This is a genomic window from Streptomyces antibioticus, from assembly GCF_002019855.1.
Lineage (GTDB): Bacteria > Actinomycetota > Actinomycetes > Streptomycetales > Streptomycetaceae > Streptomyces > Streptomyces antibioticus_B.
Map to the genome: position 1 here is coordinate 313,655 of NZ_CM007717.1, position 12,182 is coordinate 325,836.

Genomic DNA, 12,182 nt, shown 5'->3' on the forward strand with positions numbered 1-12,182 from the left:
CGGGCGATCCGCCGGGGGGTGCACGGCTGGTCGGCGGGGCGGCACGCGAACGCCGGCCCGGGCTGTCCCTCAGCCCGGGCCGGCTCTGTTCACCGGGTCACGCCGGCGCGGGGCGGGCGGACGACCCGCGGGGTGCGACTACAGGCACAGCAGCGTGCTGACGGTGCTGTTGGTGCAGTTGACCACGGAGAGGGAGCTGAGCACCGAGAGGTACTCGGTGGTCTCGTCCGGGGTCTCCAGGGCCTGCAGGCTGAGGATGGACATGGTGATCTCCTGTTCACTGTGTTGGTGCCTTCCGGCGATTGCCGGAAACTCTGGGCCGCGACGGCGGACGCCGCGGGAGGGGTGCCCTGTGATCAGCGCTCGGGCGCACCGGCGCACAGGCGCCGAGTCGATCGGGTGCTACGGCGGTCAGGGCGTCCGCAGGACCGTGGCGGGCGGGCGCGGCGCGGGATCCGCGACGCCTCGGCCGGTCCAGAAGGGCAGCGCCGGGGTGTCGGCGAGGGCCGATCCCAGGGCGAGCAGGATGCCGGCGGATCCGGTGGCGAGGTCCATCGACAGGCGCAGGAGCTGTTCGCCGGGGAAGGCCGCGTGCCCCTGATGGGGGACGAGGTGCCAGACGAGGCGCCGGATGTGCCGTCGGATCACCGGTTCGTGGGCCGACGTGCCGTCCTGGAGCAGATGGAGCAGCAGGATCAGTCCCGCGCGTCCGTTGAACAGGCCGGGCTGCACGATGAATTCGGGTACGGCGGCCCCGCGCATCCGGTCCAGGCTGCGTTGTCGTTCCGGGTCGGGGCGGTGGCGCAGGGCCGTGTGGAGCACGGCGGCGATACCGGCGCTGCCCGTCTCCAGGTAGGGCAGCACCCGGCTGCCTTCGTCGACCTGGAGGGTGCCGTCGTCGCCCAGGACACAGCGGGCGAGGTCGAGGGCGAGTGCCCGGTCGGCCAGGTCGAGCAGGCCGGCGTCGCCGGTGCTGTCGTACAGGCCGAGGAAGAACAGGGCGGCTCCTGAGGGGCCGTGCAGGAGTCCCGCGCGGCGGCCGGGCGCCGGGAGGCCGGCGTCGGGTTCCAGACGGGCGGCGAGGCGTTCGGCGATGTCGGCGGCGACGGCGTGCAGGGAGCTGTCGGCGGTGGTGCCGGCGAAGTGCAGCAGCGTCAGTCCGATGCCGGGGAGTCCGGCGGCGAGGTCGTCGCCCTGGCCGTCGAGGGGTTCCTTGAGGAGCCGGTCGAGGAGGTTGTGCGCCTGCCGGGCGTGGCCGAGCCGGTCGAGGGCGTAGGCGACGCCGTGCGCGCCGGTGTAGAGGCCGGGCCGGCCGGGTTCGCGGGCGACGGCTTCGAGGAGCCATTCGACGTGGTCTGGGTCGACGGGGGCGCCCACGGTGTGCAGGGCCCACAGGACGCCCGCCGCGCCGTAGGCGAGGCCGAGTCCGTCGTGGGTGAACTGGCTGGGGTCACCGGGGAAGAGGCGGTCGGTGCGTTCCGGGGTGGCGCTGGCGGTGATCGCCGCGGCCATGGAGTCGCGCAGCGCGGGCCAGTCGGCGCGGTCGCCGCTGAACAGCGCGGCGGAGGCGTCGAAGTCGTCCCTGGGGCCGGGTATGTGAGAGGACGTCAGGGATATGGGGCGCGGCGGCAGTGCGAAGCGTCTGGCCGCGGCCCGGCTCAACTGGTCGTGTTTTCCCGGGTCCAGCGAGGTGAGCTGGATGAGCGGCATGAAGATCCAGAGCCGCAGGGCGTCGAGGGCGTGCTCGTCGATGGCGTAGCCCTCCACGTCGGCGGGGGCCGCGAAGCCGGCGGCGCCGAGTCCGGGTCTGACGAAGTCGTCGGCCGGGGAGGCGAGTTCGAAGTCCACGAAACACACCCGGCCGTCCGGGCGGACGATCAGGTTGCGCGGGTGCAGATCGCCGAAGACGACACCGCGGGCGTGGATGGCGCGCAGCCCCTCCTCGATCTTCCCGAGGACGTCGAGGGCCTCCTCGCGGTAGCGCTCGACGGCCTCGGGGGCCGGGTCGGGGTGGATCAGGGGGTAGCGCTGTCCGAACCACCGGTTCAGGGGCTCGCCGGGCACGAACTCCTGGACCAGGAAGTGGTGTTCCCAGGCGGTGAGGTATCCGAGGGCGGCCGGTACGGAGGGCACGCCGTCCAGACGGCGCAGGATGTCGTGCTCCCTGCGGAGCCGGGTGACGGCGTCGTCGCCGCGCTGGTCGAGTCCGGCGTCCGGGCGGGCCTCCTTGAGGACCACCTGGTCGCCGCCGGCGGCGGGTCTGGCGACGTAGATGCCGCCGCCGTTGGAGAAGTGCAGGGCCCGTTCCACGGTGTAGGGGAACGCGGCGGTGCTCGATGTCGCCCGGTCGGCGAGGGCCTGGGCCAGGACGGCCGGGACGGGGGCCCAGTCGGGCACCTCGAACACGGCGCGCCGGACGTCCGGGCGGAGCCGGCCCGACGGTTCACGCAGGGCCAGGACGAGTTCACCGGTCTCCGAGCGGCAGAACTGCTCGGTGAACCCGCCGTAGCGCAAGTACAGCGGCCCCTGGCGCCAGCGCAGATCGCTGAGGATGTACGGTCCGCGCAGTCCGGTGAGCGCCGCGTCGAGGTCGGTCAGACATCGCTCCAGCTCGGGTTCGTCGACCGGGTAGAGGGTCATGAACTTGCCGCTGGAGCCGCGCGAGGCGTACTTGGCGTTCTGCGTGCGCACCAGGGCCGGGCTGCGCAGGAACTTGTGGGCCACGCGCCGGCGGAGGCAGTACTCGCCGACGACGGCCAGGACGTGCTCCGCGTTGTCCGGGCAGGCGGACACGTGGATCTTCCAGCCCTGGTCGGGCAGGTCGACGCCGACGGGCGTACGGCCCACCCACACCTCCCTGGCGGAGCCGAGCCAGCCCTCGGGTAAGGGCTCACCCACCGCGGCGAATTCCTCGATGGTCGCCCAGCGGACCGGCGAGTCGTAGAACACCTTGTCGGCGTACGAATACGCCTCGTAGCGCATGTCCACAACGCTCCCCCTCACTACGACAAGCCTTCCCGGACGGATGCAGTACGCACGGTGCACCTCGGCAACCTCCTTTCGGAGTGCTAGGCTGACCGCTTTTTGCCCTGCGATGTGAAGGTAAGGGACGGCCGGCTCCGGTCGACAGAGCGCATTCAACGCGCACATCGGGGCGCGCGAAGCCCGGCCGCCTGGACATTTCCGCCCTCACGTACACCGCGCATATGCGTTCGGTATGCGTTCGGTATCCCGCACGCCCGCCACCTGCGGTTTTTCGCGTAGCGCCCGAGCCGTACCTCGCCCGCCGGCACGCGTCAGGCGTCGTCGGCCAGTGAGATCCGGGCCGTGATGCGCTTGCCGACCGGTTCCTGTTCGATGAACAGGCCCTCGGTGACCGCCTCGACGATCTCCAGGCCGTGCTGGCCGATACGGCCCGGATCGGCGGTCCGGGCCGCGGGGACCGTGGGGTCGCTGTCCCAGACGACGATGTCCACACCGTCGGCCGTGATCCGCAGCTCCATCAGGACGGGGCCCGGGGCGTACTTGCGGGCGTTGGTGACCAGTTCGCTCACCACGAGCTGGGTGAGGTCCATCGCGCGCGCGGGCACGGTCAGGCGCAGGTCGCCGCGGGCCCGGTCCAGGAAGGCGCGGGCGTGGTGGCGGGCGTCGGCGATACAGCCGTCGTCCCCGCTCAGGGCATAGCCGGCGCGCATCATGGGCTCGTCCGGCCCGTCACAGTCGTCACCGTCGACGTCGACTCCCAAGTTCCTCGCCCCCGCTCCCCCTTCGCGCGCGCCTACCCCCGACGGCGTCATGCATGCCACACGGGGTGTCGTTCGGCACAGCCGTTTCCGTGCATTGTGCCGCGCCAGTGGGGCAGAATCGCCCTCGCACGCCCGACCGGGCAAGCCCGAGCACAGTCGAGGAGACGGTGACCGACAACATGAGAGAGGACCGGTCCGACCAGTTCTCGGCCGAGCCCGCGGTGGTCGACGGGGTGTGCGTGGTGACCGTGCGGGGCGAGATCGACCACGCCGTCAAGGACCTCCTGACCAAGGCGCTGCGCTGCGAGGACGCGGTGCCGCCGCGGATCGTGGTGGACCTCGGCGGGGTGACCTTCATGGACTCCAGCGGGATCAACGTCCTCATCGCCGCCCATCAGCGGGTGACCGGGGCCCAGGGGTGGCTGCGCATCGCCGGCGCCCAGGAGTCCGTACGGCGTCTGCTGGGCCTGGTGGGTGTGGACGCGCTCATCCCCTGCCACCCCACCGTCGACCGGGCCGTACATGCCTGAGCACGCCGTCGAGGTGGCCGACGTGATGGCCGAGCTGGCCGCGCTCGAGGATCCGAAGGCGCGGGCCGTGAACGAGCGCCACGGCGACGATCACGGCGTGAACCTCGGCAAGCTGCGCGCGCTCGCCAAGCGGCTCAAGACACAGCAGGACCTCGCGGTCGGGCTCTGGGACACGGGCGACACCGCGGCCCGGCTGCTGGCCCTCCTGATCTGCCGCCCGAAGGCGTTCGAGCGGGCCGGGCTGGACGGCATGCTGCGCGAGGCCCGCGCGCCCAAGGTGCACGACTGGCTCGTGAACTACGTGGTGAAGAAGAGCCCGCACGCCGAGGAACTGCGCCTCGCCTGGACCGCCGACCCGGACCCGGTGGTCGCGAGCGCCGGCTGGGCCCTGACCACCGAACGCGTGGCGAAGAAGCCGGAGGGCCTGGACCTCCCGGGACTGCTCACGGTGATCGAGGCGGAGATGAAGGACGCCCCGGACCGCCTCCAGTGGGCGATGAACCACTGCCTCGCCCAGATCGGCATCGAGCACCCGGAGCACCGCGCCCGCGCGCTCGCCATCGGCGAACGTCTCGGGGTCCTCAAGGACTATCCGACGTCCCCGGGGTGCACGTCCCCGTACGCGCCGGTCTGGATCGACGAGATGGTACGACGACGCACCGGCCGCGCGGGGGCGTGACCCCCGGCGGCCGGTCCGCCACCTCACTTCACTTCACCTCACCCGTCAGCCGAAGTAGTTGTCGAACGTGCGCTGGAACTCCCAGCCCGCGAAGCGGTCCCAGTTGACCGACCACGTCATCAGACCGCGCAGGGCGGGCCAGGTGCCGTGCGTGGTGTACGAGCCGCAGTTCGTCCTCTTCGTCAGACAGTCGAGGGTCTTGGTGACCTCGGCCGGGCTGACGTGGCCGTTGCCCGCGTTGGTGGACGCCGGCATACCGATGGCGATCTGCTCCGGGCGCAGCGGCGGGAAGACGTTGCCCGCGTTGCCGGCCACCGGGAAGCCGGTGAGCAGCATGTCGGTCATGGCGATGTGGAAGTCCGCGCCGCCCATGGAGTGGTACTGGTTGTCGAGGCCCATGATCGGGCCGGAGTTGTAGTCCTGGACGTGCAGCAGGGTCAGATCGTCCCGCAGGGCGTGGATCACCGGGAGGTAGGCGCCGCACCGCGGGTCCTGGCCGCCCCACTGACCGGTGCCGTAGAACTGGTAGCCCATCTGCACGAAGAACGTCTCGGGGGCCATGCTGAGGACGAACTTGGAGCCGTACTTGGCCTTCAGGGTCTTCAGCGCGGAGATCAGGTTCACGATCACCGGTGTCTTCGGGTTCCTGAAGTCGGTGTCGTCGGCGTTCAGCGACAGCGAGTGGCCCTCGAAGTCGACGTCGAGGCCGTCGAGACCGTAGGTGTCGATGATCTTCGAGACGGAGGAGACGAAGGTGTCGCGGGCCGCCGTCGTGGTGAGCTGCACCTGCCCGTTCTGGCCGCCGATCGAGATCAGCACCTTCTTCCCGGCCGCCTGCTTGGCCTTGATCGCGGCCTTGAAGTCGGCGTCGCTCTCCACGTTCGGGCATTCGGTGACCGGGCAGCGGGTGAAGCGGATGTCGCCCGAGGTGATGGAGGTGGGTTCGCCGAAGGCCAGGTCGATGACGTCCCAACTGTCGGGGACGTCGGCCAGGCGGGTGTAGCCGGCGCCGTTGGCGAAGCTCGCGTGGAGGTAGCCGACCAGGGCGTGGGCGGGCAGGTCGCCGGATCCGCCGCCGCCCGTGCCGGTGGTCGTCGTCGCCGTCACCGCGGCCGACTTGGCGGACTCCCCGGCGTCGTTCAGGGCGGAGACCTGGAAGCTGTACGCCGTCGACGCGGACAGGCCGGTGACAGTGGCCGAGGTCCCGCTGACCGTCTGGACCTTGGCGCCGTCACGGTAAACCGCGTAGCTCGTCGCGCCGCTCGACGCCGTCCAGGACAGGGCGACGCTGGAGGAAGTGACGGTGCCGGTGCTCAGTCCGGTCGGCGCTGCGGGCGGCTGGCCGGTGGAAGCGCCGGGTCCGACCAGGGAGACGTCGTCGGCGTAGTACGCGCCGGTGCCGTACCAGCCGTGTGTGTAGATGGTGACGCGGGTGGTGGAGGCGCCGGTGCGGAAGGTGGTCCTGAGCTGCTGCCAGTCGGGGGCGGACTGGGTCCAGGTGGAGACGTCGGTGGTCCCGGTGCCGGAGGCGCCGAGGTAGACGTACGCGCCGCGGACATGACCGGTCAGCGTGTACTCGGAGTTCGGCTGCACGGTGACCGACTGCGAGCACTGGGCGTGGTCGCTGCCGGCCGGGGTGGCCTGCAGGGCCGAACTTCCGCTGCGCACCGGGCTGCTGACGGCCTTTCCGGCCGTACAGGTCCAGCCGTCGAGCCCTGCCTCGAAGCCACCGTTGCGGGCGAGGTCGACATCGGCCGCGTGGGCGGCCGTGGAGAGCGCGGTGATGCCCGGCACGGCCAGTGCGACAGCCGTGAGCAGGGCCATGACAGGTCTGAAGCGGTCCACAAGTGCCTCCGGGCGGGGGGTGGTTGGAGTGTGGAGTCCGCTCAATTTGGTCCAGACCAATCCGGTTGTCAAGACCTCCCGCGGCCACGGGCGGTGCGCGGCCGCTCTCCCGGACAATGGGTGGCGTCCGAACGCATCTCGTGCAGGAGTCCGTGTGCCGAAGCAGTCCGCTCTCCCCTTCCTCCGCCGCAGGGGCGTCGTCGTCGCGGGGGCCGCCGTCGTCGTCGCTGCCGCCCTCGGAGTCGGTCTGGCGCTGACGAACCCCTTCGCGGACGACCCGGCCCCGAAGTCGGCGTCGAAGGTCGAACTCCCCGCGGCCGACGCCGTGTTCGACTACCAGATCGGGCGCCCGTACCCGCCCGCGAAGGGCGTCACGGCCGTGTCGCGCGACCGGTCCGCCGAGCCGGCGCGGGGCCTCTACAACGTCTGCTATGTCAACGCGTTCCAGGCACAGCCCGACGCGCTGGACTGGTGGGAGGAGAACCACCCCGACCTGATCCTTCGCGACAAGGGCAGGCGTCCGGTGATCGACGAGGACTGGGACGAGGCGCTGCTCGACACGTCGACGGAGGACAAGCGCGCCCGGCTCTCCGACGTGGTCGGCCCGTGGGTGGACGGCTGCGCCGAAAGCGGCTTCCAGGCCGTGGAGTTGGACAATCTCGACTCCTATGAGCGTTCCGCGGGCGGCCTGACCAAGGCGCACAACGCGGCCTTCGCGAAGCTCCTGGCGGACCGGGCGCACACCGCGGGGCTCGCCGTCGGCCAGAAGAACACCACCGACCTGCTGCCCGACCGCAAAGAGATCGGCTTCGACTTCGCCGTCGCCGAGGAGTGCGGCCAGTACGACGAGTGCGGCGCCTACGCCGAGGCGTACGCGAACCGCGTCTTCGTGATCGAGTACGGGGACGGCGGCTTCCGGCGGGCCTGCGCCGGTCACGGCTCCGAACTCGCCGTCGTGCAAAGGGATCTCGACGTGGCGCCTCGCGGGTCGGAGGAGTACGTGTTCCGGACCTGCTGAGGCGCCCGGGCGCGGTCAGCCCAGGCGTGCCAGCCCGCGCAGCGGCGCGCTCCGCCCTCGGTCGGGGACGGTCCACAGGGTCTGGCCCGCCACTCCCCAGCGTTCCAGGAGCGCGTTGGCCGCGAGGAAGCCGCTGGTGGCCGCGCGTTCCATCAGGGCCACGGGAAGCCCCGTGCGGACCAGGTCGCCGGCCACCACCAGGCCGGGGTCGGTGGTGCGTACGGTGGGCCGGTCGCCGTAGCCGCCGACCGGGAAGAGGGGGCAGTCGGCGCGCCACTCGTGCCGTTCGTCCACCACCGTCGCCGTGCGGGTCTCCGGGTACACCCGGTGCAACTGCTCGATCAGGCGCTTCCGTTCGACGTCGGGGGCCGCCCGCTCGGGCAGGGCGTAGGCGTGCAGTTCGACGACCGAGCCGCCGGTCCGCGCGGCCCAGCGCGCCGCCTCGCCCTCCCAGCGCTCCAGCACACTGACGTTGTCGAGGGTGCCGTAGCCGCTGGTGCCGAGGAAGCCGGGGCGGTCGGCGGCGACCGGGCGGTCCAGCCACAGGCGGGAGACGAGGAACGGCGGCGCGGCGCGCAGCCGGGCCGTCCGCGCGCGCCACGCGGCGTCCGCCAGGCGCGGGGAGCGGGCGACGAGGGAGCCGAGACCGGCCGCGTCCAGGGCGAGGACCACGGTGTCGTGGCGCCGTTCCTCCGTCCCGGCGGCGACCAGGAAGCCGCCGTCCCCGGTGGGTTCGACGGTGTCGACGGCCGTTCCGGTGCGCAGGTCGGCGCCGTGGCCGCGCAGATAGCGGGCGAGGGGGTCCCAGAGCGCGGTGGGGAAGGGCTCGTCGGGCACGTCGAAGAGGAGGCCCTCGGCGGAGCCCAGGAAGTAGATGTGGAACATCAACACCATCTCCGCAGCCGACAGTTGGCGGGGATCGGCGAAGAAGCTGCGGGAGAACACCTCGAACGCGAGATGGTGGGCGGCCTCGGGGAAGCGGATCGACCCGAGGAAGTCGTGCGCGCTGACGCCGTCGAGCCGCGTGTAGACCTCGGGGACCCGGACGTCCAGCAGCGGCAGGGCGGCGACCGGGTTCATCCGGAGGAGGTCGCGCAGCCCGAAGGTGGGGCTCAGGGCCACGAACCCGAGGGCGCTCCACGGCGGGGTGCGCGGCACGTGCCGGAAGCTGTCGTGGAGGCCGTCGGCGTGCCGGAGCGGATAGTCGGGCAGGGCGCGCAGACGGCTGAGGCCGGGATCGGTGCGCCGCAGCAGCCCGCGCAGGTTGTAGTACTGGCGGAAGAACGCGTGGAAGCCGCGGCTCATGGTGACCGTGCTGCCGTCGGACAGCACGGTCGGCCGACCCGAAAGGCGCCCGCCCAGGGCGGGTTCCCGTTCGTAGAGCGTGACCCGTACGCCCCTCTCCGCGAGGGCCGTCGCGGCCGCGAGTCCGGCGATACCGCCGCCCACGACCGCGGTCGTCGCGGGACGGCCGCCTGGGACGCGCGGGGCGCCGGGGGCGGGGAGCAGGACGCGGGCGCGCCGGTCCCGGCCGCGGCGGGGGACGTCGGGCCGCCGCGCGCGGGTCATCGGCCGCCCTCCGCCTCGGTGCCGGGGCGGCGGGCGACGAAGGTGTGGGTGATGCCGGTCTGCCAGCCCGGCAGGGGCAGCACCCGTACGTCCCGGAGACCCGCGGCGCGGACCCGCTCGGCGAAGCGGTCCGCCGTGTCGAACTCCACGACGCTGCGCCACAGATGCCGGTACAGCCGCCCGTCGCCGAGGAGCGTGGCGACGGGCAGGACGAGCCCTCGGCACACGCCCGTCCACACCGCACGGTGGGCGGCGTGGCCACTGAGCGTGTACTCGTGCACCGCCAGCCGCCCGCGCGGCGCCAGCACGTCGCGCACCGCCGAGAGCACCGCGTCGGGGTCGGCGACGTTGCGGAACAGGTAGGCGGCGAAGACCGCGTCGAACGGGCCGCGCACGCCCGCCTCGGCCAGGCGCTCGGCGGGGGCCTGTACGAACGTCACGCCGTTCCGCCACGGTTTGCGGGCGGCGCGCTCCAGCATGCCGGCGGAGGCGTCCACCGCGGTGATCTCGGCACCGGGAAGGACCGTCGCCAGGGCGGCCGTCGAGGCGCCCGTGCCGCAGCCGAGGTCCAGGACGCGCAGCCCGGCGCCGCCGTCGGGCAGGCCGAGGCGGCGCGCGGAGCGGCGCAACTGGCCGTGGTAGCCGGGGTTGGCGGCGACCAGGGTGTCGTAGCTGCGGGAAGCGTGGTCGAACGCGGCGGCCAGGTCCTCGTCGCGCAGCAGGGTCATGCGGTCTCCTCGGTCGGGGTGCGCGGCGCCGGTGCGCGGTGCGGGGTGCGGGCGAGCCAGGGCAGTTCCGCCGCGCAGCGCAGCATCGGCAGGACGGGGGTGCGGATGCCGACGGCCAGGTCCTCGTGCAGCCGGGTCCCGCCGTCCAGGAAGCGCAGCAGCCGTTCCATCGGCACCCGGGTGAAGAGCCGCGCGAAGAACGCGGCACCGTCCACCCGGCCGCTGGCCAGGGCGCGCAGCATCACCGCGTCCATGGCCCGGGAGCGGGCCGAGTGGGCGGGCGGGGGCAGCGGACGGCGGCCGTCGCGCAGGGCGTCGGCGACGGCCCGCGTCTGGCGCTGGACGGCGGAGAAGGTGTAGCCGGTGGAGGGCCGGGTGGCACCGCCCGCCGCGCCGATCCGGAAGACCGACGGCGCCGGGCGGCGCGGGAAGCGGGCGTCGGTCATGGGGATGACGCCGGTCTCGGTCGCCGTGACCTCCAGCTCGCCCAGGCGCAGCACGTCCCGGGTGTAGCCGTGCAGCGCGCGCTCGTAGGCGGCCCGGGGCAGGACGGCGTCGGAGAACTCGGTGTACTCCACGAGCGCCTCCTGCCGGCCGGTGGGCAGGAGGTAGCCGAAGGCGAGGCCGCGGGGCGGCTGCGGCACCCGGAAGTCCATGAGGACGACCGCGTCGGGGTCCAACACGGGCCGCCGGGTACGGACGAACCAGCCGTGGAAGTGCTGGAGCAGGGTGGTCCGGGCGGCGGGGAGGCGGGTGAGCGGCCGGGAGTCGAACACCCAGCGGGCGTGCACGGTGACCGGACGGCCCTCGGCGGTGCGGGCCCGGACCTCGGCCCCGTCGGCGTCGCCGACGACCGACTCGACGGTCGCCTCCAGCCGTCGTACGTCGTCGCAGTGGGCCAGGTCGCGGGCGACGAGGTGCTCGAAGTCGTCGGAGCGCAGCATCTTGTAGCGCAGGGGCGCGATGTCGTCCTCGACCGGCGGGCCGCCGCCGGGGCCGTGCACGCGCAGGCGCCGCCATTCGGCGGTCAGGGCGGCGTCGTACGGCCCGGGGCCCCGCTCCCAGTGGCACCAGGTGCGGCTCGGCGGGCGGAGCGGGCCCGGCGGGGCGTCGACCAGGACGGTGGAGATCCGCCGGGCGCCGGGGGCGGACCGCGCGAGCCGGTGGGCGAGAGACAGACCAGCGGCGCCCGCGCCCAGGACGGCCACCTCGGCGTGCGGCACGAGCGGCTCCCTCCGTGGACGGCCTTCATTGGGAATCGGTGGTGATGGCCCGTATCGGTAGTGATGGCCCGTCGGAAGCATTCACCCCGGAGGGGCTCCGCGGATGCAGGCCCCGCCGGGTGGTCGGCCGGGTGAGCCCGTGTGGCCGTCTCCCGGGCTCACCCGGCGCCGCTGCGTACGCCGTCCCCCTGGAGGCAGCGGCCGAGACGGTGCAGGCCGCGCCGGGCGTGGCTCTTCACCGTGCCCAGGGGCCAGCCGGTGAGGTCGGCGATCTGCGGCTGGGTCAGGTCGTCGTAGAAGGCGAGGGTGAGCACGCGGCGCTGGGCCGCGGGCAGCTTGGCGAGTTCATGGCCGATGAGGACGCGGTCGAGCACGGCGTCCGGCTGGGCGGCGGGGTCGACGGGTCCTACGGCCATCCGCGCGCCGGCCGCGGCGACCAGTTCGGCCCTGCGGGTGCGCGCGGACAGCGCGTCGGCGATCTTGCGGCGGGTGATCCCGACGAGCCACGCGCGCAGGGTGCCGCGCCACGGGGCGAAGCCGGTGCGTCCGCGCCACGCGGCCAGGAACACCGTCTGGGTGACGTCCTCCGCCTCCCGGTCGTCCCCCAGGGAGCGCCGCGCGAGCGCGTACACGAGGGCACCCCACCGGTGGTACGCGGCGGCCAGACAGGTCTCCTCGCCCGCGGCGAAACCGGCGGCGAGTTCCTCGTCAGTCATGGTGCTGCTCCTCCTGCGGGTGGCGGGGACCGGGCTCACCCACCCTGCGGAGGGGACCGACGGCAGGACAACTTGCATCGACTCTGCGTCGTTTCTGCCGCACTTCTCGCGGGTTCTCCCCCGATGGC

At 73.0% G+C, this 12,182-nt stretch carries 11 protein-coding genes; 3 read left to right on the top strand and 8 right to left on the bottom strand.

The features are described 5' to 3' along the window. Positions 1-138: 138 nt before the first annotated feature. The 3 genes from AFM16_RS38380 to AFM16_RS01475 all read right to left on the bottom strand — a co-directional run bounded on the left by AFM16_RS38380 (position 139) and on the right by AFM16_RS01475 (position 3,695). Complete coding sequence (locus AFM16_RS38380) at positions 139-264, bottom strand: SapB/AmfS family lanthipeptide (RefSeq protein WP_107419004.1); 126 nt, start codon at positions 262-264, stop codon at positions 139-141. Between the two features lie 147 nt (positions 265-411). Continuing rightward, a complete protein-coding gene (gene lanKC / locus AFM16_RS01470; protein ID WP_078636800.1) occupies positions 412-2,982 on the bottom strand; it encodes a class III lanthionine synthetase LanKC in 2,571 nt (856 codons plus the stop codon). A gap of 314 nt (positions 2,983-3,296) precedes the next feature. After that, positions 3,297-3,695 carry an ATP-binding protein gene (locus AFM16_RS01475; RefSeq protein ID WP_051780089.1) on the bottom strand — a complete coding sequence of 133 codons (399 nt, stop codon included), beginning with the start codon at positions 3,693-3,695 and terminating at the stop codon, positions 3,297-3,299. A 218-nt stretch (positions 3,696-3,913) separates the two neighbouring features. Between AFM16_RS01475 and AFM16_RS01480 the strand changes: the two genes are divergently transcribed. Together AFM16_RS01480 and AFM16_RS01485 are read left to right on the top strand one after the other, a co-directional pair. Next, the gene (locus tag AFM16_RS01480) at positions 3,914-4,276 is read left to right on the top strand and encodes an STAS domain-containing protein (protein WP_370627991.1); all 363 of its coding nucleotides are present in this window, start codon (positions 3,914-3,916) and stop codon (positions 4,274-4,276) included. Then, positions 4,269-4,955, top strand: coding sequence for a DNA alkylation repair protein (locus tag AFM16_RS01485; RefSeq protein WP_078631804.1), 687 nt, complete (start codon positions 4,269-4,271; stop codon positions 4,953-4,955). The genes AFM16_RS01480 and AFM16_RS01485 overlap by 8 nt, the downstream gene beginning before the upstream one ends. A 45-nt stretch (positions 4,956-5,000) precedes the next feature. Here the strand turns inward: AFM16_RS01485 and AFM16_RS01490 are convergent, their stop codons facing one another. Next, on the bottom strand, positions 5,001-6,779 hold the full coding sequence (locus tag AFM16_RS01490; RefSeq protein ID WP_107419005.1) for a chitinase: 1,779 nt from the start codon (positions 6,777-6,779) through the stop codon (positions 5,001-5,003). Between the two features lie 175 nt (positions 6,780-6,954). On the opposite strand from AFM16_RS01490, the gene AFM16_RS01495 reads away from it, so the two are divergent. Further along, positions 6,955-7,818: an endo alpha-1,4 polygalactosaminidase gene (locus tag AFM16_RS01495; RefSeq protein WP_245177598.1), complete on the top strand. Its 864-nt coding sequence runs from the start codon at positions 6,955-6,957 to the stop codon at positions 7,816-7,818. A gap of 15 nt (positions 7,819-7,833) precedes the next feature. Here AFM16_RS01495 and AFM16_RS01500 read toward each other — a convergent pair whose 3' ends face one another. The 4 genes from AFM16_RS01500 to AFM16_RS01515 form a co-directional block, all read right to left on the bottom strand. Further along, positions 7,834-9,387, bottom strand: a complete 1,554-nt coding sequence (locus AFM16_RS01500; RefSeq protein ID WP_107419006.1) for an FAD-dependent oxidoreductase — start codon at positions 9,385-9,387, stop codon at positions 7,834-7,836. Then, a complete protein-coding gene (locus tag AFM16_RS01505) occupies positions 9,384-10,115 on the bottom strand; it encodes a methyltransferase domain-containing protein (protein WP_078631810.1) in 732 nt (243 codons plus the stop codon). Before AFM16_RS01505 ends, AFM16_RS01500 begins: the two co-directional genes overlap by 4 nt. Continuing rightward, positions 10,112-11,338 (bottom strand): lycopene cyclase family protein, encoded by a 1,227-nt coding sequence (locus AFM16_RS01510; RefSeq protein ID WP_078631812.1) that lies wholly within the window; start codon positions 11,336-11,338, stop codon positions 10,112-10,114. Before AFM16_RS01510 ends, AFM16_RS01505 begins: the two co-directional genes overlap by 4 nt. A gap of 158 nt (positions 11,339-11,496) precedes the next feature. Beyond that, entirely contained in the window at positions 11,497-12,054 is a 558-nt protein-coding gene (locus AFM16_RS01515) for a sigma-70 family RNA polymerase sigma factor (RefSeq protein WP_078631814.1), read from the bottom strand. Between the last annotated feature and the right edge of the window lie 128 nt (positions 12,055-12,182).